Annotated in this window: 28 protein-coding genes and 1 pseudogene; 26 read left to right on the top strand and 3 right to left on the bottom strand. The window is 63.2% G+C overall.

All coding sequences use genetic code 11. The features are described 5' to 3' along the window. The first annotated feature begins 45 nt into the window (after positions 1 to 45). Positions 46 to 954 (top strand): D-aminoacyl-tRNA deacylase, encoded by a 909-nt coding sequence (locus EX20_RS25760; protein WP_231572292.1) that lies wholly within the window; start codon positions 46 to 48, stop codon positions 952 to 954. An 11-nt stretch (positions 955 to 965) separates the two neighbouring features. On the opposite strand, the gene EX20_RS25765 is transcribed toward EX20_RS25760, so the two are convergent. From EX20_RS25765 to EX20_RS25775, 3 genes are all read right to left on the bottom strand, one after another. Beyond that, a complete protein-coding gene (locus tag EX20_RS25765) occupies positions 966 to 1841 on the bottom strand; it encodes a helix-turn-helix transcriptional regulator (protein WP_034195178.1) in 876 nt (291 codons plus the stop codon). A gap of 653 nt (positions 1842 to 2494) precedes the next feature. Next, complete coding sequence (locus tag EX20_RS25770; protein WP_034195179.1) at positions 2495 to 4192, bottom strand: methyl-accepting chemotaxis protein; 1698 nt, start codon at positions 4190 to 4192, stop codon at positions 2495 to 2497. A 211-nt stretch (positions 4193 to 4403) separates the two neighbouring features. Further along, positions 4404 to 5594, bottom strand: coding sequence for an EAL and HDOD domain-containing protein (locus EX20_RS25775; protein ID WP_011882448.1), 1191 nt, complete (start codon positions 5592 to 5594; stop codon positions 4404 to 4406). A 462-nt stretch (positions 5595 to 6056) separates the two neighbouring features. Between EX20_RS25775 and EX20_RS33060 the strand changes: the two are divergent. The 25 genes and pseudogenes from EX20_RS33060 to EX20_RS25900 form a co-directional block, all read left to right on the top strand. Further along, positions 6057 to 6668 (top strand): annotated as a pseudogene (locus EX20_RS33060) (transposase); the annotation flags it as partial. A 396-nt stretch (positions 6669 to 7064) separates the two neighbouring features. Further along, on the top strand, positions 7065 to 8210 hold the full coding sequence (locus tag EX20_RS29975; protein ID WP_051974498.1) for a tetratricopeptide repeat protein: 1146 nt from the start codon (positions 7065 to 7067) through the stop codon (positions 8208 to 8210). Positions 8211 to 8575: 365 nt separating this feature from the next. Beyond that, complete coding sequence (gene fliQ / locus EX20_RS25790) at positions 8576 to 8842, top strand: flagellar biosynthesis protein FliQ (protein ID WP_034195182.1); 267 nt, start codon at positions 8576 to 8578, stop codon at positions 8840 to 8842. A gap of 2 nt (positions 8843 to 8844) precedes the next feature. Continuing rightward, a complete protein-coding gene (locus tag EX20_RS25795) occupies positions 8845 to 9606 on the top strand; it encodes a flagellar biosynthetic protein FliR (protein WP_034195183.1) in 762 nt (253 codons plus the stop codon). Further along, a complete protein-coding gene (locus EX20_RS29980) occupies positions 9599 to 10666 on the top strand; it encodes an EscU/YscU/HrcU family type III secretion system export apparatus switch protein (RefSeq protein WP_072465313.1) in 1068 nt (355 codons plus the stop codon). The genes EX20_RS25795 and EX20_RS29980 overlap by 8 nt, the downstream gene beginning before the upstream one ends. Next, positions 10663 to 12726 carry a flagellar biosynthesis protein FlhA gene (locus EX20_RS25805; protein ID WP_034195184.1) on the top strand — a complete coding sequence of 688 codons (2064 nt, stop codon included), beginning with the start codon at positions 10663 to 10665 and terminating at the stop codon, positions 12724 to 12726. Before EX20_RS29980 ends, EX20_RS25805 begins: the two co-directional genes overlap by 4 nt. Before the next feature lie 47 nt (positions 12727 to 12773). After that, a complete protein-coding gene (locus tag EX20_RS25810) occupies positions 12774 to 13478 on the top strand; it encodes a flagellar hook-basal body protein (RefSeq protein ID WP_231572293.1) in 705 nt (234 codons plus the stop codon). Positions 13479 to 13480: 2 nt separating this feature from the next. Further along, entirely contained in the window at positions 13481 to 14254 is a 774-nt protein-coding gene (locus EX20_RS25815) for a flagellar hook-basal body protein (protein WP_034195186.1), read from the top strand. Between the two features lie 104 nt (positions 14255 to 14358). Beyond that, positions 14359 to 15018 (top strand): hypothetical protein, encoded by a 660-nt coding sequence (locus tag EX20_RS25820; protein ID WP_131929058.1) that lies wholly within the window; start codon positions 14359 to 14361, stop codon positions 15016 to 15018. Position 15019: 1 nt separating this feature from the next. After that, entirely contained in the window at positions 15020 to 15610 is a 591-nt protein-coding gene (locus EX20_RS25825; protein ID WP_034195188.1) for a flagellar basal body L-ring protein FlgH, read from the top strand. Further along, a complete protein-coding gene (locus EX20_RS25830) occupies positions 15604 to 16725 on the top strand; it encodes a flagellar basal body P-ring protein FlgI (RefSeq protein ID WP_034195189.1) in 1122 nt (373 codons plus the stop codon). Before EX20_RS25825 ends, EX20_RS25830 begins: the two co-directional genes overlap by 7 nt. Positions 16726 to 16737: 12 nt before the next feature. Continuing rightward, a complete protein-coding gene (locus EX20_RS25835) occupies positions 16738 to 17103 on the top strand; it encodes a flagellar basal body rod protein FlgB (protein ID WP_034195190.1) in 366 nt (121 codons plus the stop codon). Positions 17104 to 17163: 60 nt separating this feature from the next. Further along, positions 17164 to 17553 carry a flagellar basal body rod protein FlgC gene (locus tag EX20_RS25840; protein ID WP_231572294.1) on the top strand — a complete coding sequence of 130 codons (390 nt, stop codon included), beginning with the start codon at positions 17164 to 17166 and terminating at the stop codon, positions 17551 to 17553. Further along, positions 17550 to 17855, top strand: coding sequence for a flagellar hook-basal body complex protein FliE (gene fliE, locus EX20_RS25845; protein ID WP_034195192.1), 306 nt, complete (start codon positions 17550 to 17552; stop codon positions 17853 to 17855). The genes EX20_RS25840 and fliE overlap by 4 nt, the downstream gene beginning before the upstream one ends. Positions 17856 to 17858: 3 nt before the next feature. Beyond that, entirely contained in the window at positions 17859 to 19328 is a 1470-nt protein-coding gene (gene fliF, locus EX20_RS25850) for a flagellar basal-body MS-ring/collar protein FliF (protein ID WP_034195193.1), read from the top strand. Next, a complete protein-coding gene (locus EX20_RS25855; protein WP_074469645.1) occupies positions 19318 to 19842 on the top strand; it encodes a hypothetical protein in 525 nt (174 codons plus the stop codon). The genes fliF and EX20_RS25855 overlap by 11 nt, the downstream gene beginning before the upstream one ends. Then, on the top strand, positions 19839 to 20558 hold the full coding sequence (locus EX20_RS25860) for a FliH/SctL family protein (protein WP_034195195.1): 720 nt from the start codon (positions 19839 to 19841) through the stop codon (positions 20556 to 20558). The genes EX20_RS25855 and EX20_RS25860 overlap by 4 nt, the downstream gene beginning before the upstream one ends. Then, entirely contained in the window at positions 20545 to 21873 is a 1329-nt protein-coding gene (locus tag EX20_RS25865) for a FliI/YscN family ATPase (RefSeq protein ID WP_231572296.1), read from the top strand. Before EX20_RS25860 ends, EX20_RS25865 begins: the two co-directional genes overlap by 14 nt. After that, positions 21870 to 22319 carry a hypothetical protein gene (locus EX20_RS25870; RefSeq protein WP_034195196.1) on the top strand — a complete coding sequence of 150 codons (450 nt, stop codon included), beginning with the start codon at positions 21870 to 21872 and terminating at the stop codon, positions 22317 to 22319. Before EX20_RS25865 ends, EX20_RS25870 begins: the two co-directional genes overlap by 4 nt. Beyond that, entirely contained in the window at positions 22316 to 23029 is a 714-nt protein-coding gene (locus EX20_RS25875) for a hypothetical protein (RefSeq protein ID WP_034195197.1), read from the top strand. Before EX20_RS25870 ends, EX20_RS25875 begins: the two co-directional genes overlap by 4 nt. Then, a complete protein-coding gene (locus EX20_RS25880) occupies positions 23019 to 23426 on the top strand; it encodes a flagellar hook capping FlgD N-terminal domain-containing protein (RefSeq protein WP_034195198.1) in 408 nt (135 codons plus the stop codon). The genes EX20_RS25875 and EX20_RS25880 overlap by 11 nt, the downstream gene beginning before the upstream one ends. Positions 23427 to 23448: 22 nt before the next feature. Next, positions 23449 to 24642: a flagellar hook protein FlgE gene (locus EX20_RS25885; protein ID WP_034195199.1), complete on the top strand. Its 1194-nt coding sequence runs from the start codon at positions 23449 to 23451 to the stop codon at positions 24640 to 24642. Next, the gene (locus tag EX20_RS25890; protein ID WP_034195200.1) at positions 24639 to 25460 is read left to right on the top strand and encodes a FliM/FliN family flagellar motor C-terminal domain-containing protein; all 822 of its coding nucleotides are present in this window, start codon (positions 24639 to 24641) and stop codon (positions 25458 to 25460) included. Before EX20_RS25885 ends, EX20_RS25890 begins: the two co-directional genes overlap by 4 nt. Then, positions 25457 to 25789 (top strand): FliM/FliN family flagellar motor switch protein, encoded by a 333-nt coding sequence (locus EX20_RS25895; protein ID WP_051974500.1) that lies wholly within the window; start codon positions 25457 to 25459, stop codon positions 25787 to 25789. Before EX20_RS25890 ends, EX20_RS25895 begins: the two co-directional genes overlap by 4 nt. Further along, the gene (locus EX20_RS25900) at positions 25786 to 26133 is read left to right on the top strand and encodes a hypothetical protein (protein WP_034195201.1); all 348 of its coding nucleotides are present in this window, start codon (positions 25786 to 25788) and stop codon (positions 26131 to 26133) included. Before EX20_RS25895 ends, EX20_RS25900 begins: the two co-directional genes overlap by 4 nt. Position 26134 lies beyond the last annotated feature (1 nt).

The raw sequence follows: 26134 nt of genomic DNA on the forward strand, positions 1-26134 counted from the left end.
AATCACATCGTCCTGGCATTCTGTACCGATCTCGACAAGGACCCGGTGTCGTCGCGCGTGCTCGCGCGACTTCTGGCATCGGGCATCGACTGGCACGCCGATGGCGTCGTGGACGGACGCCCCATCCTGCACATGCAATCCGGCGCGGTGCGCTACAGCCTGCTGCAGCTCGACAACGTGTTCAGCCACGACTATCGGCGCTACGCTCCGCTGGCGAACAGCGTCTTCGCCGACGCCGACGCGATCGTGATCGTCAACTGGCATGAAGGGAAGAACGCGCCCGACCGGATCTTCACGATCCAGACCACCGGCGACATGGAAAGCGGAACGTTCAGCCCGGTGGACCCAGCCGTCACACGCGGCCTGTTTCTGGCTGTCGAGCACGCGCGCCGGCAAGCGGGCCTGGATTCGTATTCGACCTGGATGGAAGCCACGCACTGGTCCGGCCCGCTCTACGGCGCGCAGTCCGGTTGCCTGGTCTCCGCCGTCGAGCCGTCAGTCATCGATCTGGAAATCGGCAGCACCGCGGACGCTTGGGCGTGCCCCGATGCCGTCGACGTGCTGGCACGCGCGTTGCTGACGGTAGGCGAGCGAATCGCTCGACCGGCGATCTCGCTGCTCTGTATCGGCGGCGTCCACTTCGAGCCCGGCTTCACGCAACTGCTGCGCGATTACGGCGACACGCAAGGACTCGCGCTATCGCACGTGCTGCCCAATCACTGGCTGGTCGCGTACGGTTACGATTCGCCCGAACGCCTGGCGGACCTGCTCGCGTGTGCCCGATCGATCAAGGGCGGTGTCGATGCGATCGCGTTTCATGACAACCTTAAGGGCGCGCACAAGCAGCAGGTGCGTAGTCTCGCGAGCGAACTTGGCGTTCCCGCGCTCTCGCATCGAAAATTGAGGTCACCCGATCTGGCCGGCCTGATCAACGATGCGAAAACCGTCGCTTGACGTCGGCGTTGTCACTTGCCGCGCACCGCGCCGGGAGAATAGCCGTAATGCCGCTTGAACGCGGTGGAGAACCGGCTGTGCTGGGCGTAGCCGCACTCGAGTGCGATGCTCATGATCTTGTGATCGGTATGTTTCAGCAGGTCGTGCGCGCGAAGCATCCGCAATTCGGTCAAGAATGCGTGCGGAGACCGGTCGAACGTGTTCTTGAATTTGCGCAGGAAGTGATAGCGGCTGAGATTGACCAGATCGGCAAGATGCTCGAGCCGCACGGCCTCACCGAGATTGGCGTTGCAATATTCGCGGATCTGCTCGGCCTGCTTCGCCGACAGCCGGCCGCGCGCATCCACGCGCTCCAGGTCGGCCATCGCGTAACGGCTGATCGCATTCAGCAGAATCCAGCTCATCAGGCTATCGATGCCGAGCGACAGCGTGTCGTCGTTCCAGTCGGCCTGCGCGATGCTGGTCGCGGCCGCGCTGATGACGGGGGACGCCTCCTGGAATACCTCGCGGAACCGGTAAGCCTCCGCCGGCTGGCGCAAGGACCGGATCAGACTGGGCTCCAGATTGGGCAAATCGAAATAAATATGCAGGAAATTGAGGCGCTCGGTAATCCGCCACTGCGATTCGCCTTCGCCGACCGGGAACAGACAGACCGCGCTTTTAAAGCCTCGGCGTACGATGTGCCGGCCATCGACCTGCGCACAATTCTCGCCACCGGACAAATAGACGCTCAGCACGTTCTCGGACGAACTCTTATATTCGGTCAGCGTGTTATGACCTGTCCATTCTGACAGGATGATGCCCGACGGCAATTGCATGGATCGAACGACTTCGGCGCCAGCCGAATTCAGCGCGCCTCGAACCGTAATCGAGTTTGAAGAAGACATGTGTCGCAATCGTAGGTTGGGAATCTGATGCGAAACGACGGCTTTCCTGCTGGAGAGATACCGCACGCGCGTTCTGAAGCACGTTGCACCACGCCGGGAAAGCACCCGCCAGTGACGCGCGAAGCCGTTCTATCCTCACCGGCGAGTGCAGTCATGCGTCGTTAGATTACCTTAAGTGCGCCTCAAATGGTCGAACGATGCGTCGCGAATTCGTGCCGGACTGCATGGGGATATATGTCGCGAATTCGTCGCGGGACCGATGATTGGACTGAATCGCAAAGCCAGAAACGCCATCTCGGCGGGATTTGTCGGAAAATGCACGCAGCGCACGAAGCCAGCGGGATTCGATGAATGCTGTCCCCGATGAAACTGGCGTGATAATCCCCGCTTTACGTGGGGTTCAGAAGCAGAAACTAAGCGGCCATGGCCGGGCATTGCTTTGGCGGTAATACGCGCAGCGGATTTGCTCTTCGGTGAACTTGCCCGCCTTCACCGCGTGATTACTCGTCCCGATGACAACGTCACGCCGGAAATTTCGATTTTGAAGTCGGCAATTTTTACCGGACTGAGTCACAGCGACCCGTTCAACAAGAAACGACGCCCGCGGGCGCATGCCCGCCGGCGGTCCATCAAAAATCAGAACGTATCACGGACTAGAACGACTGCCAGCTCGCGGCGCTTTCATTGGCCACGACTGCGGCCTCGGTTTTGCGTTGAACCGTCTTTCGCACGGCCGGCTTCGGGCGCGGCTGGACCTCTGCCGCGCGCTCCGGTTGGCTTGCCGCGACCGCCATCCCGTCCGGCAGGCGGAAGATCGAAACCAGTTCGCGTAACGCGTTCGACTGCGATGCCATCGACTGCGCCGCGGCGGAAGCCTCCTCCACGAGCGCGGCGTTCTGTTGCGTGACCTCGTCCATCTGCATGACCGCCTGGTTGACCTGCTCGATGCCGGTATGCTGCTCGACCGACGCCGACGCAATTTCGCCCATGAGGTCGGTGACACGCTTTACCGCGACGACGACCTCGTTCATCGTGGCGCCGGCGTTGTCGACGAGAGACGTGCCGGCCTCCACTTTGGCCACCGACTGACTGATCAGCTCCTTGATCTCCTTGGCCGCCGATGCGCTTCGCTGCGCAAGCGCCCGCACTTCGCTCGCCACCACCGCGAAGCCGCGACCTTGCTCGCCCGCCCGCGCTGCCTCGACGGCGGCGTTCAGTGCGAGGATGTTCGTCTGGAAGGCGATACCCTCGATGACGGCGATGATTTCAGCGACCTTTGCCGAGCTGTGGGAAATGTCGTGCATCGTGTCGACGACCTTCGCCACCACCTGCCCGCCTCGGACCGCGACCTCAGAAGCATTGCCGGCAAGCGTGTTCCCCTGCCGCGCGTTTTCCGTGTTCTGTTTGACCGTCGCCGTCAACTGCTCCATGCTGGCCGCGGTTTCCTCGAGCGAGGCCGCCTGCTCCTCGGTACGCTGGCTGAGATCGGTGTTGCCGGCAGCGATCTGCGCGGAGCCCGACGCGATGCTTTCGCTGCTCGAGCGCACGCGCCCCACCACGTCCTGCAGCCGCGCGTTCATATTCCGCAGCGCCAGCAGAAGCTGGCTCGTCTCGTCGCGACCGGATACTTCGATATTGGACGTGAGATCGCCGCGCGCGACCGTCTCCGCGATGCCGACTGCGCGACCGAGCGGTGTGACGATGGAACGGGTAATCAACCATGCGACAGCGACCGACAGCAGTAGCGCCGTGCCGCACAACACACCGGTCAACAGGATCGTCGAGTGATAGTTGGTTGCCGCTTCGGCCGTCGCGACGCCCGCGCCCGCGCGGTTCAGCTTCACATCTTGCTCGACGAGGTCCAATGCCTGCGCGAACAGCATTGCAGACTCCCCTGTCGCAAGCGATCTGGCCGCAGCAAATCCGGCATCGCCCGATTCCGACAGCGCCAGAAGTTTAGCGTCGGAGGCCAGGAATGCGCTCCATGCTTTACCCATACTGTCGAAAAGCTGTCGCTCCTCGGGCGAAGAAACGAGCTTCTCATAGCTGGCCATCGCAGCTTTCATGGATGCCAGCGCGGCATCGTGCTGACTACGCTGGCTATTCTTCGCCGAAGCCTCACTTTCCAGCACGGACCGGAGGGTAGCCCGCCGGACGCCGTTGGCGAGCGCCCTGATTTCACCCAATGTCTGAACGCTGACGAGCCAGTTGTCGGCGATCTCGCGGGTGCCCTCATAAATTCGCGATGCCTGCAACATGGCGAGTCCGCCCGTCACCATCAGCAGCAGCAACGTAATGCCAAAACCCACTCTGAGGCGAGTTCCAATGCGCAGGTTAACTAAGTACTTCATAAGCCATTCTCCATTTGACGTTCCATATAACGACTTAGTCTCATCAAGCCGACCGGCGATCGAGCGCAAAATCGACGCATCCGATCGCCATCGAAATCACTGCGGTTGCGCTCGGTATTCCGGGTCGCCCGGCGACTTCCTTCGGCCGGCGATGGGTCCGCGAGACGCATTCGGCCTTCGCAGACTTGCCGGGCAAAGGAAGCGCCATCGGCTATCTCTGTCCTTGCCCCTCCGATGTGGAATCCCGTCCGCGCTCGAATATCTCAGCAGCGCCGAGCAGCTCTCCGAGCTTGCCGGACCGCCCGGTAAGGGCCGCTTTCATACCCGGCTCGAGCGGCAGTTCTTCTGCGAACTCATCCTGTTGCCGGCCGTAGACGACGTGCAACAGCGACAGCATGCCGGTCAGGTAAGCGGTCTGTGCGAAGGCCGTCTCGTTCGGGGACTCGAAGAGCGCGACGTCTAGCATGAAGGAAGCACGTTGTCTCGCTAGCGCGATCAGCGGATCTCGACAAACCGTCTCCGGATCGGGATGGTTGTAGAGCAGCAGGCTGCACCATTGGAATAGCCGTGTAGTGCCGATCGCAGCGAGTGCGTGATGCAGCGAAGCGATGGCCGTGCGCTTCGGGTTCACGTTGCCGGAGCAGTTGGCGAGGCGCAGAACCTGCGCCACCAGCACGGGCATGTCGGATAGCGCGTGAATGACGCGATGATCGCCAGCGTCTTCGATCAGCAGGTTGAGCAGATCCACCAGTTGCCCCAGGTCGGGCACCAGACGGCGCGCCTCCATCACCTGCGGTCTGCTGAAGTAAAAGCCCTGGACCATGTCGCAGCCGCTGCCAATTGCGGCATGCCACTGTTCGTGGCTATCGATCTTCTCGGCAACCACGATCTTGCCGGCGCGTTTCAGATCGCCCACCATCGCGCGCGCGCTCGGCGCGTCGAATGCCGGCCACTCGAGCTTGACGATGTCGACTGCCGGCAGAAACGCGACGATGTCGGGCGTGAGCTTCGCGACATCGTCGAGCGCCACGCGAAAGCCGGCTGCGCGCAATGCATTGCAGCGCTTTTTCAGCGACTCGTCGAGTTCACACGATTCGAGGACTTCGAGCACGAATCGCGGACCGGTCAAGATCTGCGGCACATCGGAGTGCAGGAAATGCGACGTGCAATTCAGGTATCCGTCGAGGCCCGCGAGCACCGTATCGAGGCCCAACGCACCCACGGTACGCTCGACGACATGTGCGGTGCTGCCGAAGCCGTCGACGACATCGGCGGTGGCCGTGTGGCCGTTCCTGAACAGCAGTTCGTAGGCGACGGTCCGGCCGTCCCGGTCGACGATAGGCTGGCGTGCGACGAACGTCGATGCGCCCTGATTGAGTACCCGTTGCCAAGCCTGGATCATTCCCTGATTCCCCGTTTTTTTTCGTCTCTTATTGCTGTCGCTGGCTGCGCTGCGCGGTTCCTGCAACGTATACGTATCGATGGGCGGTTCGGATGCGTTGCGGTGCGCGCCATGTGTACGAAATGTTCCGGACAATCGCCGGTCGCTCGATACCCAGGTTCACGCCCGCCCGTGCTCTTCTTCCGCTTCTTACCGGTATGTCGGCACATTGCAAACTTACTGTAATTGATGCCCTCGCCGGCCAAGGAGACATTTCTCAAGATGGCCGAATAAATCGGCTCGCTTGCCCTGCCACGCGGACGCGTCAGCGTGACTGCCAGCCCTCGCAAACGATCAACTGCGAATTAATTTTTTTATTGGCTGATGAGAAAAATATTGTGTTGGGCGTAATGAGAAATGTTTAAATCGTCAGATGAAATTGGAGGCCGCTAACACAATCGGACACGGCTGGCGGCGGCTTGTATCGGGCGGCGCACGGCAAGGAGAAAAATCAGCAACGAGTTGCGGACGGCTCTTGAGCCCTTGATACGGCATTGGAGCATTCGCCCGAGGGTGGTCGGCGCCGGTCTGTTGACGACCAAGCAGCGTCGAGCGGCATCTTATATGTGCTGCACACGGTGTTCCTTGAGACGATTTTCCTCAAAGAGCTTGGCTGCGGAAGCGGACGACATGTTGGCGGCGGTTACGCGATTGGCAGGCAGCGGGTGTATGGGAGAAGTTGCATTTGGCCATGCTGCGCCGCCTGCACGAACATGACCAAATCGATTGGGGTCGCGCGAGCACGGACGGTTCGGGGAGCCGAGAAACCAGCCGGAACCCGACCGACCGGGGCAAGCTAGGCAGCAAATGACACCTCATCGTTGATGCGCCAGGTATCCCGTTGGCGATCGCCGTGACGAGAGGGACCGTCATGATTCGCGGGCTTTCGAGTCGACGTTGAACGCTATCCCGCCAGTGCCGCGCCTCGACGGACGATCCCGCAAGCTTCAGGCCAAACTGCATGCCGACAAGGGTTGCAACTGCCGTCGGTGTCGCAATTATTTTCTCCGACGCGGTATCACGGCTCGAATCGCCTGCGCCGCCGTTATCATTTGTTCACGCTTCGTAGACAACGTGTGTTAGCGGCTCTAAAAATCCAAGGGCCGTTCTTCCGCACGCCCCAATGTCCGCGGATGCGGCAGATAAACGCCATCGCCTCGTGAAGATCGACGGCATGCTCGGCTGCGAAGGCGGTAGAGGTATTCGTTACAGACGGCTCCCGGCCGACATAGCATATGCAGCCGTTGTGCATGAGTCGAAACCCTCTTGAACGCTGAGCCGGTTTGCTACACTGTCCGGTATTTACCGTGAGCCACACGAATTAGTTCCCAAAGGTGCGGAATCGATCAACTCAGGATTAGTTGATTCCGAATACACGGAATTCTGAAGGCACCCACACATTGTCCGCCCGGACCAAAGGATTTCAGATTTATGGCAGCCGATCTGCAGACGTACCAGTCCCTTCGAGCACATCTCGATCGTCTTTTGAGTTTCCTGGGCGAGGATTCGAACAATCTCAATTTGCTCGCCGATACCGCCACTGCCGCATTAGAAGCCGGTCAGTTTCGCCTCTGCAACGAACTGCTGGAGCGATACGCGACGATTCAGCCGCTCACGCCGTCGCTCGTCAATGTCAGAGGTTTGTCCGCCATGGCGGAAGGCCGGTTTGAAGCTGCACGAGCCGATTTCCAGGCACTCGCCAAACATGACGCGAGTCCGGTGCTTGAATACAACCTATCCTACGCAAGCGCCATGTGTGGCTCGTTCGAACCTGCGGCCAACATGCAGCCGACGTGTCTGGACGAGGTTCCCGGCGCCGCGCTTTTGCAGTTGCGCGCGCTTCATCACTTCGGCCGTTTCGACGAAGCCGTTCGGATGGGCGCTCAACTCGCAGAGCAGGATGCACCGCCTCCCGGGTTTGCCGGCGCCTATGCCGCGCTATTGTTCGACTTGGGGGACCTGACGAATGCGCGTCGTCTTGCAGCACGCTCGCCAGAATCTGCCGACAGCCTCGTGATCATGGGGTTGGCGGAGCTCGAATCGGGCAACATCCTCCGCGCTGCCGAACTGCTTGAGCAAGCGGCAGACAGCAACCCGCTAGAGGCACGAGCCATGCTGGGGCGCGGCCTTTGCCTGCTTACTCAGGAGCGATACCAGGATGCGGCAACGGCGCTCGATGAAGCCGCGGAACGGCTCGCCAGGCACGCGGGTTCCTGGTTGGCCGCAGGTTGGGCGTGGCTCTTCGACGGCAACCCGAACGCGGCAATCGATCGCTTTCAGCGTGCGACAGCCCTTGATCGAGGGTTTGCCGAGGCACATGGCTCACTGGCCGTCGCGTTGTGGCTCGGGGGGCGTCACGACGACGCGCGACGCAACGCAGAAGTTGCACTGCGACTTGACCCGTCCTCCATGTCCGGCGCCCTTGCAAAGTCGCTGGAACTCGAAGCGGAAAACAAAATCGATTCTGCGAACGCGCTGAAGGAAGTCGTGCTGAATCGTCCCCTTGGGTCGACCGGTCGCACGCTGGCACAGTCATTGACCGCATTCGGCCTGAAACGCCCGCACAATCGAGCGTAACGCGCGCTCCACGCCCCTTCTTCTCCCCGATCGCCGCCACGGCGGCGTGTGATCTGGGAGGCGTGGCTCCATCGTGCCGATCAGATCCTTGCAGGGTTTCCTAATCAGATGGTCTGTCGGTCGCGCCGCTCACACCGCCGCTTCTTCAGCACCACATTGAATATCGAGACGAAATAGTATTTTCGCGAAGTTAATATTTAACAAATATTAACTATTTACATCCCACGCAACAACATAGATTAACAACTGGGAGTTAATTTTCGCCATCGATTAAAACCTTTCAGCCTTGTTGACAACATTACGATTGCAATTCAACATAACTAAATAATCGCAGTAACCAGTAAGATTCCGGGGAAAACGAGACAATGTCTAGCGACAACGCCTTGGGCCTTATGGCTCAACTAATGTGGACGGGTTTGCTTGTCGCGGGCCCTATGCTTCTCGCCGCTTTAGTAACGGGCCTAGTCATCAGCGTGTTTCAAGTCGTCACGCAACTTCAGGAAATGAGTCTCTCCTACGTGCCGAAACTCGTTGTCGTCGGCTTCGTCATTGTCATGCTCGGTTCCTGGATGTTGGCCCGATTGACCGGCTTTACCCAATCCCTCTTTAATCTCATTCCAACACTGGGTTAACCATGATCTCCAATCCGACTATCGGATGGGGTGCTGCGACACTATTGCTGTCGTTGCGCATCGGCCCAGTGTTCACGCTCGCCCCGCCCTTCTCGCAAATGGTTACGCCGATGCGAGTCAAGATCGCCGCGACACTGACGTTGTCCGCCTGTCTTGCTACTACCGTCATCTATCAGGGGCCGGTCGATGCAGGCATGATTCCCGTGGCCGCATGGGAGTGCCTGCTCGGGTTCGCGATCGCCTTCGCATTCCAGGCCAGTTTCGCGGCGTTGTCGTTTGTCGGACGCGTTCTGGACGTTCAGGCCGGCTATGGTCTGGCGATGGTCATCGATCCCGGCTCGCGGAGCCAGGCGCCACTCCTCGGTTCCATCCTGACCATGACGGCCGGCGTCATTTTTTTCACGTCCAACGGGCATCGGGATCTCCTCGCCCTACTGTTCGAACTCACGCAATCATTTCCGCCTGCGTCTGTCCACGTCATCGGCGACCCAGCATCGTTCACGTCGTACTTCGGCTCGCTGACTGCCATCGCACTGGGCGCGACCGCCGCCGTCATGCTGACGCTGTTCCTGACGGACCTTGCGATTGCATTCCTGGCCCGCGCGCTCCCGCAGATGAATGCATTGATGCTCGGATTCCAGGTCAAGGCGTTCGTGACGCTCGCCGCAATGGCATTGGCAGCCGGCACGCTCGCACCGGTCGCATTGCGGCTGGTGCGACTTGCGCTCGACTTCGTCCCGACCTCGTTCCGACAATATGGCTGAACAAGACGAAAATCGGTCCGAAGCCGCCACTGCTTACCGTCTCGAGCAGGCCCGCAAGAAGGGCATGACGGCCAAAAGTCAGGAACTCGGCATGCTCGCCAGCCTAGCCGCCTGCGCAGGCTATTTGTGGACCGACGGCGCACACCTCGCGGCCGCCATCGCCAACCGCAGCGTTCGCCTGCTAGCAGAGATTCCTGCCGTCGCACATACGCCCGGCACGATGGCGGCGTGGCTGATGACGGCGGTGCTAGACGCCTTTCGCCTGATTGCACCGATGGCGCTGCTGTCGATGGGCGCCGGGCTGCTGGTCGCCGTGCTGCAAACCCGCTTCCTTTTTGCGCCGGCTGCCGTCAAGGCCGACATGTCGCGGCTCAATCCCGTCCCTGGATTCAAGCGCGTCTTTTCGTTACAGACGCTCCTCGATTCAGCCCGCACACTGATCAAAATGGCTGTTTACAGCCTGATCGCATGGTTCTGCATCACGTCGGTGATCGAAAGCGTCGCACACACGCCACTCAATCCGCGCCGCTTGAGCGAATTGATGCAGACGTCCGGCCTCAGCTTCTTCGCGAAGCTACTGACTGCCGCCGCGGTGTTCGCAGCGCTCGACTTTGTGATCGTCCATCGCGTCTTCGCAAAAAAGATGCGCATGAGCCGTCACGAAATCAAACAGGAATACAAACAGCGCGAAGGCGATCCGCGGATCAAAAATCAGCGGCGCAAGATTCGCCGCGAACTGACCCAGAATGCGCGCAGCCTTCGTAACGTCCGCGAAGCGGACGTCGTGATTACGAATCCAACGCACTATGCGGTCGGACTGAGGTACGTGCCGGCGCACATGGCGGCACCCCAGGTGATTGCACGGGGCGCCGGCGATTTTGCGCAACGGCTCAAGAAGGTTGCGTTCGTGTACGGCATTCCTGTCGTCGAATCGCCAGCGCTGGCTCGACGGATTTTTCGTGAAACGCGAGTCGATCAGGAAATTTCCGCCGGCTCGTATCGCGACGCCGCATCGGTCTACCTGCGCATTCGCCGCCGCGTTGGCGAGGTCGCCGCATGAACGCACTCGTCTCCCGCCTCGGCAGGCAGCAGGATCTCGCGCTCGTACTCGCCGTCATGGCGATCCTGCTGATCCTCTTTGCGCCGATCCCGTCCGCCGCGCTCGACTTGCTGATCATCACGAACTTCGCGTTCGCGTTCACGATCCTGCTGCTGACGATCTACGTTGTCCGGCCCGTCGACTTTTCGACCTTCCCGTCGCTGCTGCTGATCGCGACGCTGTTCCGGCTGTCGTTGAACATCGCGGCGACGAGACTCATCCTGTCGGGCGCCGAAGCCGGTCAGGTGATCGGCGCGATCGGCGAATTCGTCGTGCAAGGCAATTTCGTCATCGGCCTGATCATCTTTTTCATCCTGATCGTCGTCCAGTATGTGGTCGTGACGAACGGTGCGCAGCGAGTCTCCGAGGTGGCGGCCCGCTTCGTGCTCGACGCAATGCCCGGTCAGCAGATGAGTATCGATGCGGACCTGAACATGGGCCTGATTGACCAGGATGAAGCGCGGGCACGCAGAAAGTCGCTGGAAAAGGAAGCCGCGTTCTATGGCTCGATGGACGGTGCGAGCAAGTTCGTCAAGGGCGACGCTATCGCCGGCATAATCATCATGCTCATCGACATCCTCGGTGGCTGGGCGGTCGGTGTCGCACAGATGGGCATGTCGCTCGGGCATGCACTGCAGAAATTCACGCTGCTGACGATCGGCGACGGTATCGTCACGCAGGTACCCGCGCTCGTCATCTCGGTGGCGACGGGGATCATCGTCACGCGCTCGGCGTCCGACGGCGAACTGAGCAACGAAGTGTTCCGCCAACTCGCTCAGTTCCCGAAGATCCGGTTTCTCGTGACCGGCGCGCTAATCGGCCTGCTGATCCTGCCGGGCATGCCGAAATGGCCGATCCTGATTCTCGCGCCGGTGGTCTTCTTCGCGTGGTGGTTCGCGCGCGGCACGTCGGTCGAAGCCGCGACGGCAATGGCCGGCGCCGACACCCCTGCCCCGTCCGCTGCCGCGAGCGACGGACAGGCCTTGCCCGCTGCACCTGTCGAAATCGGCTTCGGCCCGGAACTCGCGCGTGCATGGATCCCGCTGCAAGGCGTACTGGCCGAACGGATTGCCGCGTTCCGGAAGCAGTACGCCGAGGAGATGGGCGTCACGATTCCGGCCGTAACGTTCCGAGATGCCGCGCAAGTGGGCTCGAACGACTACCGGATCTCGCTGTATGGCAATCGCTTCGGCCAGTCCACGCTGCATGCAGACAAAACACTCGCGATCCATCCGAGTGGAAAATCCGGTGATCTGACTGGCATTGCAACGCGCGATCCCGCATTTGGTCTGGCCGCGCTGTGGATCGACGAAGCGCAGGTTTCTCGCGCAGCGTCGCTCGGCTATACGGCCGTCGACCCGATGACGGTACTCGTCACGCACGTCACCGAGGTCGTCCGCGCAAACATCTCGACGCTCCTGTCCCGCAGCGATGTCGTCGCATTGCTCGAAGGCGTTCGCACGCGCTCGCCCGGACTCGTTGAAGAACTGGTGCCCAACATCCTGTCGGTCGGCGACGTGCAGGCCGTGTTGCAGGGCTTGCTGTCCGAGCATGTCCCGATTCGGAACATCGAACAGATCGTCGAGGTGCTAGCCGACGCCGGCCGGCACGAGAAAGATCCGGCAATGCTCGGGGAACGCGTACGTCAGAAGCTCGGACACAGCATCTGCCAGCGCCTGATCGGCGAGAAGGAAGCGCTCGCGGTGCTGACGCTCGATCCCATGCTCGAGAACACGATTGCACACAACTTGCAGGGCGCCGACGGCAGCGGCGCGTTCGTCCTCGATCCGGCGCTGGCCGAATCGTTCCTCACGCGGCTCGCTGAACAAGTCGACGCGATGCTTCGACAGAATCTCGCCCCCGCGTTGCTGTGCCGGCCCGAGCTTCGCCGGCACCTGAAGATCTTTTCTCGCCGCATCGCCCCTCGGCTTGCAGTTCTGTCGATGAACGAGATCCCGCACGCGATCAATCTGCGTTCATTCGGGATGGTCGGTATCGACCGTCTCGCTTCCGCGGCATGATCGCCGCGCTTTCATGAACGATACCTGCCCCGCCCATGGATAACCTAATGACAACCGCAGTCGGCCTGATCTCATCCGAGACGCGCCAGGTCGAGACCGCCGCCCAGAACGTCGCGAATCTCGCGACGCCGGGCTACAAGCGGATGATCACGTTCGCCGACGCGTTTTCGCAAGCCGAGTCGTCCGCGCAAACGGCAGCGCCACGCGCATCGACGCGCGACGTCGCAACAGATTTCACACCTGGCCGAATGGTTCACACCGGCAATCCGCTCGACCTCGCGCTGTCGAGCGGCGGCTTCTTCGCGGTTTCCGCTCCCGATGGCACCGCCTATCTGCGCGGCGGATCGTTCCGGCTCGACGCGGACAGCCGGCTCGTCACGCGACAGGGGTGGCCACTGCAAGGCAGCGGCGGCGGCGACATCGTCGTGCGTTCGCAGAACTGGCGCGTCCTCGCCGACGGAACCGTGCTCGACGACGGTCAGCCGGTCGCCGTGATCGGCACTGCGTCGTTCGCCGATCCAAATCAACTGGCCCGCACCAACGACGGCGTGTATCGCGCCAACGGCGCCCGGCCCGTCGAACTCGCCGATCCGCGCGTAATGCAGGGTTATCTGGAAGCGTCGAACGTATCGAACGCCGACGAAATGATCCGGATGATGGCCGCGATGCGACGCGTCGAGTCCGGGCAGAAGCTCGTTCATGCGTACGACGACATGATGGGCAACGTCCTGCAACGTCTCGGAGAAATGTAATCGTGAACAACGTGTTCTACATCGGCGCAACCGGCCTCAATGCGCAACAGACCGCCATCGACGTCACGGCGAACAACATCGCCAACATGACCACGCCCGCGTTCAAGCGCGGCACCGTCGCATTCTCCGAACTGCTCACCACCGTGCCGGCGCCGCTCGTGCACGACTACGCGAACGAAACGTCGAGCGTCGCGGCCGGCGTCAGCGCGGATCCGTCGCTGCACGTCTATACGCAGGGCGAATTACGGCCGACCAACAATGCGCTCGATCTGGCGATTCGTGGCAACGGCTTCATCGAACTCGCTTCCGATTCCGGCCAGACGCTGCTCTGGCGCGGCGGCACGCTGCGGGTCGGGGCCGACGGCTATCTCGCGACCGCGGATGGCCAGCGCCTGAAGGCGATGATTTCGGTGCCGCGCGATGCATCGGCGATCACGATCTCGCAGACCGGCCAGGTTCAGGCAACCGTGTCCGGTCAAGCCGACCCGCTCGACATCGGCGAACTCGAGGTACTGGTGCCGTCCGACGTGCGTGCGCTCGAATCGGTTGGCGGCGGCATCTATCGCGCACGGGACGATGCGTCGTCGTTGACGCGCGTTCGCCCGGGCGAGGACAACGCCGGCGTGCTGGTCCAGGGATTCAGCGAGGCATCGAACGTGTCGATGTCCGACGAGCTCGTCGGTCTAATGCTCTACCAGCGAACCTACGCGGCCAATGCGCGGCTCGTTCAAGTCGGGGACGAATTGATGTCCATCGCCAACGGGCTCAAGCGATGACGCGCCGTTTTTCCAGTCCGAGCAGGTCGCGCGCACCGTTGGCTGCGCGCGCTCGGCTACTTTGCCTCGGTGCGCTCGTTCCTGCGTCCGTGCTCGGCGCGCCGTTGCCCGACGCCACGATCCGTTTTCGCTCCACCGTCACCGTCGATCGCCCGACAGTCATGCTGGCGGACGTCGCCGATCTGACCGCCTTGCCTGAATCCGTCGCACAACGCGCGGCAACCGTTCCGGTGATGTCGCTCGCGCGATCGGCAACGACCGTTCGCGTGGACGCGCGCCGACTCGCCACCTCCGCGCGCCGTGCGATGCCGATGCTCGGTTCGTGGCTGGCAAACGTGCCAGCCGCCAACGTCGACATCACGCTTCTCCGGATCAATGCGGCCGGCAACACGATGTCGTCCTCCTGCGTGACCGTACTTGCGGATCTTCCGGTCGACGCCAGCCCGTCGGCACACCAGATTCAACCGTCGGCCTGCCCGGGCGACGGCACCATGCGGACCTGGCGCTACGACGCGGAATTTCATGCGGTACGCGCGACCCGCGCCATGACCGCTGGTGAGATCGTGCCGGCGCCCGCCATGTCGCGCCTGGCCACCGTTCATCGCGGCGGACGCGTGTTCGACACCATCCAGGTGGGTGCCGTGACCGTGACGCGCTCCGGCACGGCACTGGCCGACGCTGGGCCACGGCATGCGGCACCGGTACTGACAGGCGACGCGGACGTCCAGCTCTGGCGGGCGCCGTCGGACGGGCGGGGACACTGACATGCGCCACGTCCTTTCCTTCATGCACGCGGGCGCGCTTGTGGTGTCGCTGCTCGGAACGCCCGCCGCGCCGGCGGCCGACCTCTATCAAGGTTCGACGTATGAATCGCTGACGGCGGACCGACGCGCGTCGCGGCCCGGCGACATCGTCACGATCCTCATCTACGAGAATTCGAGCGCGAGCAACACCGCGGACACGTCGACGAAGACCAGCTTCGGTGTGCAGGGCAACGTGTCGACGCTGTACGCGGGCAAGAATTCTGCACAGGTCGGTCTCGGCGACAACTACGGAGGCAAAGGTCAGATTCAGCGCACGGGGCGGCTGCTGGCGCAGCTGAGCGCCAACGTCACGGGGGTGACGCCGAGCGGCGACCTCATCGTTGCCGGCACGCAGGACATCGACGTCAACGGCGAAACAACCCGCATTCGTCTCGAAGGCCGCATCCGGCCGATCGACATCGCTGCGAACAACACGGTGCTGTCGACGCGACTCGCGGATGCGAAGATCGACTACACCGGCGAAGGCTTCATCACCGATCGCTCGCGGCCCGGCCTCATTCCACGCTTCTTCGCATGGCTCGGCCTATGGTAAAGCGCTTCTTCATCCATGCCGCGTGGCTGGTCTGCGCGATCTCGACCGCCGCCAGCGCGGCCACGGCTGACGTTCGCCTCAAGGATCTCGGCCGCTTCCTCGGCTGGCGTGACAACATGCTGGTCGGATACGGGATCGTCACCGGCCTGTCGGGCTCGGGCGACACCCCGCGCAATCAGGCGACCCGCCAGGCGATGACGAACATGCTGTCGCAGTTCGATCTGAATCTGACACAAGATCAACTGCAGAGCCGCAACGTCGCAATGGTCATGATCACGGCGTCGCTGCCGCCGACCTCGGACGTCGGCGACAAGTTCGACGTCAACGTGACGTCGATGGGCGATGCCCGCAGCCTGTCCGGCGGCACGTTGATCATGACGCCGCTGCGCGGGCCTGATCGCAAGGTCTATGCGCTCGCGCAGGGAGCGGTATCCGTCGGCGGTTATCGCTACGATGCGAACGGCAACCTGCGCATGAAGAATCACCCTACCGCAGGCACCGTTCCCGAGGGCGCGACCGTCGAAGTACCGGTCACGGCCGAACTGGTCAATCGCGACGGCTACCTCAGTTTCATCCTGAAGGACGCCGACGCAATCACGGCGGAACGCATTGCGTCGCAGATCAACCGCTCGTTCGGCAGCGGGACCGCCCGCTCGACCGATGCGCGCACCGTGCGCATCCGCGCGCCGCTGGACGGCGGCGGACTGAACGGCTACGTCGCGCGCATCGAGTCCCTCGCCGTGGCCCCCGACCAGCGTTCGCGCGTGGTGATCAACGAGCGTTCCGGCACGGTCGTCGCGGGTGGCGATACGCACATCGCACCGATCACGATCTCGCATGGCGACATCAAGGTGACCGTCGCCACGCAGTACAACGCGTCGCAACCGGGCCTCATCGGGATCACGAGCCCGAACGTGCGCAGCCTCGTCGTCGGCAACAGCGAGCTCTACGTCGACGAACCGGGCCAGACGGTCGCCGCATCGTTTCCGCAAGGCAGCGTCGGCGATCTCGTCCAGGCGCTCAAGGCCAGCCGGATCAGCACGCGGGATGTGATCGCGATCCTCGAGGCCATCAAAGCCGCCGGCGCGCTGCACGCCGACATCATCGTTCAATAAGGAGAGGGATTCATGTCCATCGATCTCGTCGCGTCGATCGCAACCAAGGCGCTCGACGGGCTGTTCGCGCGACAGGCAGCCACCGCACAGAACATCGCGAACGCCAATTCGGTCGGGTACGTGCCGGTCCGCGTGACATTCGAAGACGCATTGCGCGATGCAGCCGACACCCGTGCGGGCGACACCGTCGATACGCGTATCGCGCGCATCCGGTCGGTCGAACCTTCGTTCGGTGCGCCGCTGCCGATCGACGTCAACACGGTCCGTCTCGACGATGAAATCGCGTCCGCATCCGAAACCGCCGCGCGCTACGCGATGCTGATCGGCATGCTCGACCGGACGCTGCAGATCCGCCAACTCGCCATCAAGGGAATGTAAGCGATGGGAAACAGCCTTTTCGCAATCGCACGCTCGGGGCTCGACGTCGAGCGTCAGCGCATGGAAGTCATCGCACAGAACCTCGCCAATGCCGGCACGACCCGCACGGCGGACGGGCAGCCGTACCACCCGTTACGTCTCGTCTCCGGCCCGAGAGTCGGCGCAACCTTTGACGATCACCTGCACAACGGTGATACGTCGCCGACCTTCGGGATGACGGGTGTCCAGAGCTACGGTGTCGAGCGCATGGATACGCCCCCGCGGCTCGTCCACGATCCGGCGCATCCGCATGCCGATGCCAACGGCATGGTCGCCTATCCGGGAATCGATCACGCCGGCGAAATGGCGCTGATGGTACAGACGCTGCGCAGCTACGAAGCCGATACCGTGATCTTCAACGCCGCACGATCGATGTACATGCGTGCGCTCGAACTCGGGGCCCGCTCATGAGCGCCAATCCGGTCGAATCAATCTCCATGCTGCAGGGCGCCCCGCTGTCGGAAGCGTTCGCCGTGTCGCCGTTTGCACAGCAGTCGAGTTTCTCGGAATGGCTCGTCGCGGGCGCAACCCGTGTCGACCAGACCGCCAGGCTTGCCGACGACGCCGTCGCCCGTTTCGCGCTTGATGGCGCCGTACCGCCACACCAGGTCATGATCGCGCTGGAGGAAGCACGCATGTCGCTGCAGCTCGCGTTGCAAGTGCGCTCTCGCATCGTCGAGGGTTACCAGGAACTGATGCGGATGCAGCTGTAACCCATGGAATCGTTACTTTCACGTATTCGCGCGTCGTTTTCCGACGCGTCGCCGCGCCGCCAGGTGGCTGGCGTGGCCGTACTCGTTGTGATCGTCGCATCGCTGATCGCGGCCGGCTATTTCGCATTGCGTCCACGCTATCAAGTACTGTTCCGCGACCTGAAACCGCAGGACGCAGCTACCATCGTCGCCGAACTCGAACGGCAGAAAGTGCCCTTTCAGGTCGACGAATCGTCGTCGGCCGTGTTGGTCCCAGCTGCGGATGCGCAAGTGATGCGGCTCAAGCTGATGAGCAGCGACATGCGGCTACAGGGGGCCGTCGGCTTCGAGTTGTTCAACAACTCGGATCTCGGCATCACGGACTTCGCACAGAAGGTCAACTATCAGCGCGCACTGCAGGGCGAACTCGCGCGAACCATCATGTCGCTCGACGAGATCGAACTTGCGCGTGTCCATCTCGCGTTTCCCGATTCGTCGATCTTCCGGCGCGCGGACGATCGGCCGAAGGCATCCGTCGCGCTGTTCATGCGCAGCGGCCATACGCTCGGCCCCGACACGGTGCGCGGCATTCAGCGTCTCGTGGCCGCCGCGGTCCCGCAACTGTCGGCGGCCGACGTGACGGTGCTCGACCAGCATGGGGAATCGGCCGCCGGGCGCGACGTGCCCGTCGACGATCCGCACTACGCGCTCAAGCACGCACTCGAACGCGAGTACGAGCGCAAGATCGGCGTGCAGATTGCCCCGTTGCTCGGCGCGCGCCATGCAACCGTCAGCGTCGACGCAACGCTGAATTTCGATCAGGTGCGCGTCACCAACGAATCCGATCTGAACCGGTCGCTCGCAAGCGCTGGCTCGACCGGCATCCCGTTGCCGCCCGCGTCGATGAACGCAAAGGGTATCGGCGCACCCGGCCTTCCGCCGTTGCCTTCCACACCGTCGTCCGACGGCACGCGAACGGAACGCAAGCTGGAGCAGATCGTGTCGGCGCCAGGCTCGCTGAAACATCTGAGCGTCGGCGTCGTGATCGATGGCACGCTGCCGGAAGAGACACTGGCGCAGCTGAAATCCGTCACGGCTGCGGCCATCGGCGCGGACGGGGCCCGTGGCGACACTGTCGTCATCTTTGCACGCACGCAGCCGACCGACGGATCAACTGGCATAGCGACGCCGGTGCCCGTAGACGGCGCTGACCGCGCGGTTCCTGCGTCGAACCTCGCCACCGATCGGCGCATCCCGGCGCCCGCGCAACCGAGCGGCATGCAGCGTACCTGGACGCGACTCGGGTTGCCGGGCCCCATCGTCGCGTATGCAACGGTCGTCGCGCTGCTCATCGGAATCGCCCTGCTGTGGCGCCTGCTGGCCGGCGGCAGACGACCGACCGGCCTGCACGCGATGACTTCGACCGAACGGGACGAGTACGTTACGCGCCTCCGCGTCCTTCTTTCCGAGAGCCGCCAGCATCATGAAGGTTAACGCGCGTATTGACCGGCGCCTGCGCGGCCTGGTAGCCGATCTCACTCATCGGCCTGCCGACGACATCGAAGCAATCTGGCATGCGTTGTCGGACGCCGAGCGCAAGCAACTGCTCCCGCTGCTCAAAGACGCGGCGTCGCTCGGTCCGGGCGAATCCGACGCATTCGCGACGGTCCTGTCCGTCGCACCGCCGCAAGACGACGACCGCGGAGCGCCCCATCACGACGCTCCCGCGATCGGACGCCTCGCTGGTCACTGGCCCGACGCGCTGCTCGCACAACTGGTCGGCTGTTTTGACGACGCGCAGCGCACGCGCCTGTTCGCGGAACATCCGGCGTGGCGGCGCCATGCCGTCGCGCCGCTCGCACCGCATGCGCGCGACGCGCTGCTGCGCGCCGCTGGCGAAGCAATTCGGGCGCTTCCGCCGGCGGTCGAGGCCACCGCGCCTTCGCAGCGCCACCCGAGCTCGTGGAGACGGCGCCTGCTCGACGGCCTCCGCAGGAGGCGCGCATGAGCCCGATCATCAAGGCCGCGCAAATCATGCTGAGCGTCGATCGCGTGTCGCTCGATGCGCCGTCCGCCGTGACAGAGCCTTGTTCGTCGCAGGTAGAACTCGTCCCGGCGGAGCCTATGCACTACGATGACAACACCGGCGATGCGTTTTCGCCGGAGCGCGATCGCCTGCTTGCACGGATTGCCGCACTCGAAGCAGCAGCTTCCGGCCATGAGGCCGAACTCGCACAATCGGCTCGAACGGCATTCGAACGTGGCGTCGAAGATGGTATTCGGCAGGTGGCGCATGCCGAGGCCGAACGGCTCTCGTTGCTGAAAGCCGGTATCGATGCAGCGCGCGACACGTTCATTGCTCGGCTTGCGTCGCTGGAGAAGCTCGCGGCAGAGGTCGCGCTCGTCGGACTGGAGCGCGTGCTGGGCGATCCGACCCGTCACGCCGAACTCGTCATCGAAACCGTACGGCATCGCCTGACGTCGATCGCGCACGAGTCGCTCGTCGGAATCCGCGTGTCCGCTGACGATTTCCGCGATCCGGCACGGCTCGACACCGTTCGGCACACGCTCGACACGGCACCGTCGGTGTCGCTCGTCGCCGATCCGCAGCTTCCTGCCGGCGCGTGCGTGATCGACTTGACGCTCGGCAAGCTCGACGTCGGCATCCCGCGCCAGTTGGCCAGCATCGCCGCGACGATCCGGGAGACCGATGGTCATGCGTGAGCGGCGCCCCGTGCATCCCTACATCGACGCGCTGCGCCGCCTCGACCCAGTCGCGCGACTGGGCACCGTGACCCGCATCATGCCGACCTTCGTCGATGCAAATGGCCCCGGCGTAGCGGTCGGTTCGCTTTGCGTGCTGGGAGAACAATCGCCGCCGCTTTATGCCGAGGTCACTCGTGCGGAAGTGGGGAGAATTACGCTTGCCCCTTATCAGGCCACCCCGTCGCTCTGTGTCGGAGACACGGTACGCGCGGTCGGCTCGGACGCGACACTGCCCGTCGGCGATGCGTATCTGGGGCGGATCGTCGATCCGCTTGGCCAGCCACTCGACGGCGGGGCCTCGATTGCCCCCCGCCATGCGTGGCCGCTTGCGGGCGTGCCCACGTCGCCGCTCGATCGCGCAACGCCCGACCGTGCACTCGACACCGGAATCCGGGCAATCGATACGCTATTGACGCTCGGTGTCGGTCAGCGCATCGGCATCTTCTCGGGCAGTGGCGTTGGTAAAACGACGCTGCTGTCCGGCCTGGCTCGCCATGTCGATGCGGACGTGTGCGTTCTGTGTCTCGTCGGCGAACGCGGACGCGAAGCCGAGGATTTCTGGCACCGGTCGCTTCGGGATGTATCGCGCGCGCGGTCGGTGATGGTGGTCGCCACGTCCGATCAGCCTGCGATCCTGCGCGCGCGCAGCGTATCGGCCGCACTGGCCCACGCCGAGTATTTCCGTTCGCAGGGCAAGCATGTGCTGCTGCTGCTCGACTCGATCACGCGCTATGCGCTTGCGCTGCGCGAGATCGGCCTCGCGGCGGGAGAGCCGCCGACCCTTCGCGCCTATACACCGAGCGTCTTCGCCGCGTTGCCGAAGATCGTCGAGCGCTGCGGCGCGGTGCGCGGCGGCGGCGCCATCACCGCGCTGATGACGGTGCTGGCCGAAACCGACGAAATCGACGATCCGATGGCCGAGACCATGCGCGCGCTGCTGGACGGACACCTCGTGCTGACACGAACGCTCGCAGGACAGGGGCATTTCCCGGCGATCGACGTAACGCGCAGCGTCAGCCGTGTCATGCAACACGTCGCCAGCGACGACGCGCGCCATCTGGCCGCGCGCGTCGTTGCCGGCCTGTCCCTGTACGAGCGCTCGCGCACGCTCATCGAAGCTGGTCTTTACGTCGCCGGCAGTAATCCCATGCTCGACGACGCGCTGCGCGTGCGTTCCGGCCTCATCGATTTTCTCCGGCAGGACGTCGGCCAGGCTACCGATCGCGATCACGCGATCGCATCGCTGAAAACCTTACTGGGGGCGAGGTCATGACACGCCGCTCGCAACGGGACGCCGCGCTCGACATCGCGCTCGTTCGTCAACTGCAACTGCAACAGGCGATCTCGCGTGCCGCGCAGGCACGCGCTACGCTCGATGTCGAGCGCGCCCGGCAGCAGCAAGTCGAAGCCGAGCACGACTCCCATCTCGCAGCGTGGCGAGGCGCGGCCTTGGCCGACCGGCTGTCGCCCGCGCTGCTCGCCAATTGCTCGGCCGCACTCGAAACCTCTTCGATGCAACGCGACACCGCATCCCGGCGCGTCGACATGCGGACGACTGAGCTGGACGCTATTCGCGCCACTCTGCAGCAACGCGACCGCCTCGCCGACGCCGCCGATCAGTACGCCATGCACGCGGAGAAACGGCATCGGGCGTCGCTCGACGAGCGACGGATGACTGAACTGGAGATTCGCGTGGCCCTTTCTGGAGGAAATCGATGACAACGGATGTGCAGTTGCTTCGCGCGGCCGACGCGTCGGCCGACCGGCCACGCGCATCGACCGGCGGCACCGGCAATGCGTTTGGCCAGTTGCTTCGCTCGATGGAGCAGGACATGTGGCGCAACGCGGTGTCGGCGCTCCCGGCCGGTAGCCCCGCCACGTCGACGCCCGGCAACACGGCAACGGTCGAATCGCGGGTGGGCGCTCCCGACAGCGCAGAACAGTACACCACCTCCATTACGTCGCCTCTCTCGTCGCAAGCCCAAGCGACGGTTGTGCCCGACGTCCGCCCCGCGGTCTTGCTTGCGCAAACGAGCGCTCCGGCACCTCGGCCACAGCGCGAGGACGTGGCCCGGCACGCGGGCGGATACCAAGCGCTGGGCCTTGGCCCGCTGCCCGAGCGTTTCGGGCCAGCGGACGCAAAGGCACCCGGCTCGACCGAACGCATCACCGTCACGGCCCCGAGCCGCAACCTCCCAGCCTCCAACGTGTCGCCCCCATCGGCCGCCTCACCGTTTAGCGTGACGGTCCTGCCTGGGAATGGCATGCCACTCGTGTCGCTTCGCATCGCGCAGGCGGATCCTGACGACCTCGACCTGCTCGATTCCCATGTTCGTGCCGCTCTGCTGCAGAGCGGCTACCCCGCCTCGAGGCTCGTCATCAACGGCATCGACCGCAACGCTCCCGGAGAAACCACTCATGGCGATTGATCCCATTGCCTCGTCCGCCAATCTCGGCGCGCGGGCAGATTCGCTCGGCCTGAACATGCAGTCGCTGCTGCAGATCATCCTGACGCAGCTCACCTACCAGGATCCGCTGAAGCCCGTCGACAACTTCGAGTTCGTATCGCAACTCGCACAGTTCACGTCGCTCGAGCAGAGCCGGCAGATGACGGACAAGATCGACAGCCTGCTGACGGTCCAGTCGGCCACGAGGACGGTCGGCCTGCTCGGCCGCAACGTGGATGTACAAACCGACACGGCCCAACTGAGCGGTGTCGTGAAGAGTGTTTCATTCAAGGACGGTCAGCCGCAATTGACGATCGAAACGGCAGGCGGCCAGTTCCTGACCAACGCGACCGTCGCGCAGATCGTCGCGGTCCGATAGTCGGCCTGCCCGGGAGAAATCCATGCTTGAAAGCATCTACATCGGCATGAGCGGCCTGACCGCGTATTCGCGCGGCTTGCAGACCATCAGCAACAACGTGGCCAACCTCAATACGGCCGGCTTCAAGACGTCGACGCCGCAGTTCGCCGACCTCTACTACGGACAGCAATTCGCACGCGGCTCCAGCGGCAATCCGAACGTCGCCTATTCGGGGAGCGGTGTCGAATACGGCTACGCTTCGCTGAATTTCAAGCAAGGCGATACGCGGCCGAGCGATGGCCAGCTCGATCTCGCGATCCAGGGCAACGGATTCCTGACGCTGCTCGACGGAAAGAACGCCTGCTACACGAGAACAGGCCAGTTCATCGTCGATAACGACGGCTCCATTCGCGACAAGAGCACCGGCCTGCAGCTCGCTGCGCTTACTGCCTCTGGCGACCTCGCGGGCCTGTCGGTCGCCGGTAAACAGGTTAATCCGCCGCAGGCGACGACCGTCGTCAAGTTCACCGACAACCTGTCGACGGGGTCGACCAGCTTCTCGATCCCGAACATCGACGTTTATGACGCCAGCGGCGAAAAACACACGCTCAAACTCGATTTCAAACCCGATTCCGGCCCGCTTCCCGGACGCTGGAAAGTGTCCGTAAGCGACGAGAACGGCGTGCCTCTCCAGGAAAGCACGCTGCAATTCACTGGCGGCATTCCCGATCCGGGGCAGAACAAGATCAATGTCACCTTGCGTCCTGCCAACGCGCCGCTGCTCACGGTATCGCTCGACTTTTCCAATGGCGTGACGAGCTATTCGGCGGGCACGACATCGACCCTGCGCTTATCGTCCAAGGACGGTTACGCGACCGGCACACTGTCATCGCTGAGCGTCGATCAGGACGGTCAACTCGTGATCGGCTATTCCAACGGGCAAAACGACAAGCTCGGCGCAGTTGCCCTCGCCAGTTTTTCCAATCCCCAGGAACTGATTCAGATGGGCAAGGGACTGTTCGATGCGAGCCATGCAGCACCGCCCGCGTATCGTTCGAGCAATGGTGCCGGCGTCGGCAAGCTGCTTTCCGGTGCGACCGAGGCGTCGAACGTCGACCTGTCGTCCGAGTTCGGCCAGCTCATCCTGATCCAACGCGGTTTTCAGGCTTCGTCCCAAGTCGTGAGCGCAGCGAATGAGATGATGCAGCAACTGCTTCAAATGCGGAGTCAGGGATGAGCATCGGCCCCGTCACCTGGCGCCCGGCCGACAACCGCGCTCCCGATCTCGCGCGGGCGCTCTTCGAGACGGCGCTCGCCGACTGGCAGTCGCGGTGGTTCAGCAGGTCGTGCTTTTCGTTCGGTGAGGTCACCGCACTGCCCGGCAAGCCACCCGAAACCAACGCTCAGGTGCCCACCAGTCACTGGTGCGCACCGGGCGTGCGCATCGACATGTCGCAGCGCAGCGACCGGTGTCTGATCGACGCTGCATTCGCCGCGGGAGGACACGTATTCGACGACCCCACGTGCCACGACGTCCTAGCGCCGATCGCCATCGAAATCCGCGACGACCTGATTGCATCGCTGTGTATATCGCCTGTTTCGGGCCAGACACCTTCAGCGCCCTCCGGCAATGACGTCCCAGCCGCCGCCTCATCGTTCAGCGGCTACGGTGTCATTCGGCTGGCGATCGTCGCGTCGAATGGCGACATGCTGGCGCTGCTGTTCTGCGACGTCCGGCACATCTGGAACAAAGCTGCATCCGACGCGACGACCACTCCGCGCCAGCGCATCGATGCAGAGCTGACACCTCGCCGGACCGCACTGGGTCCGTGTCCGATCGCCCTGTCCGTTCGGCTCGGCCGGTGCGAGCTGTCCGCCGCCCAACTGACAACGCTGGCGCCGGGCGACGTCATCGTCCTTGATCGTGCAATCGACGCGCCTGCCACACTGGTCGTCGATGAAACCTCTTCCACCGTCGCGTTCGGTACTCCCGGCCGTACCGGCACATCGCTTTCCCTCAAACTGACGTCGCTCGCGACGCCCGATTCGCCATGACTACCCATACGTTTCCCAAACAGGCCGTCGCCGCCCATGTCGATCTGCCCGAACAGCACGCCGATGCTAACGCGGAAGAATCGCCGCGCCCGATGCTGGAGTTGCTCGACGGCGTCAAGGTCACCGTCGACGTACTGCTCGGTCGCACGACAATGAACGTCAAGGACATGATGACGCTGCAATTGGGCGGCGTGCTCCAGCTGGACCGGTCGATTGGCGAGCCGGTCGAAATCGCGTTGAACGGCAAGGCGATCGCGACCGGCGAGATCGTTGCCATCGACGGCCGTTTTGGCGTGCGGATTGTCAGCGTCGGAACAGCCGATCGATGACCGCTCCAGTACCATCATCGTGGCTCGAACGCGCGCCAGACGCCGCACCGGCCATCGGCTTCTTCTCGCACCTCGGCGTCGAGTGGGTTCGCGTCGTGCTGGCATTTATGTTGTGCGTCGCGATCGGTGTGGTCGCCATACTCGTCATACGGACGCGCACCGTTCGCGGCACGCCTCGAAATTCCGCGAGCACACCGCGTATTCGCGTAATCGAACATGCCCGCCTTTCCTCCCGCGTCACCCTGCATCTGATCGAGTATGACCAGCGTGTGGTTCTCCTCATGTCCGATGCGAACGGCAGCCGTGTCGTCGATGCTCGCGACCAGTCACCGCAGGAGCCCTGAG

It is taken from the genome of Burkholderia sp. WP42 (assembly GCF_000745665.1).
Lineage (GTDB): Bacteria > Pseudomonadota > Gammaproteobacteria > Burkholderiales > Burkholderiaceae > Burkholderia > Burkholderia vietnamiensis.